Here is a 797-nt window from a genome sequence, read left to right on the forward strand (position 1 = left end):
AACTTTCTCGCGAAAGGAATTCGTTTAAGGACGTCAGTGACTTCCTTTTCAACTCGCTCAAGTTGCGCAGTTGCTAGATCAAACTCTTCAATTAATTGTTCAAGATGTAGTTTATAAGCATCAAGAGCTTGCCGTGTTCCAACTGAATGCTTAGCTAATTCAATTAATTGTTGTGCTTTTTTTAACCCAGGTTGTCTCTTCATTTGAGTTTTCCAGCCTTTAACGATATCTGGTGCTTTCATTGAACGAAGTTCATTTGGTGTAGGGAATAAGCGAAGAGTGGCTATTGCACCTTTGCCTTTAACATCTTTGAATACCTGTCGAAGTTCAGGAAATACAATATCTACCCAACGGTTAATTTGATTGATGGCACTAACTAGTCTTTTAACCGTCATATCACGGTTAGACATTAACACTCTGAGTTTTTCAAAGGCCTCTGAAGTAGGACGAATAAAGGAATAGTAACCATTTTTGACCATATCAGCGATAACAAGAGCATCTTTTTTATCACTTTTTGAACGGCTATTATCACGGTTTTCCTTATTCTTTTTTACGAGGTGGGGATTAACAGTTACAGCTTCAATATCTTGATTATATAGCCATTTTGATAGGTTAACCCAATAATGTCCTGTAGGTTCCATGCCAATTATAGTAGAATCAAATCCTTTTAAGGTTTTTAACTGGTTAATCCATTGTAGTAAACTAGCAAAACCCTCTTCATTATTTTCAAATGTAAGAGAATCACCAACTATTATTCCACGGAAATTTACAGCTCTAGCTACGTGGAGTTCTTGGGC

At 36.6% G+C, this 797-nt stretch carries 1 protein-coding gene; it reads right to left on the bottom strand.

The window, feature by feature from the left end; genetic code table 11:
* Window positions 1-797: IS110 family transposase (locus KW850_RS32590; protein ID WP_218351722.1), on the bottom strand; the 797-nt coding region annotated here is incomplete at both ends.

This window comes from Bacillus sp. sid0103, assembly GCF_019219025.1.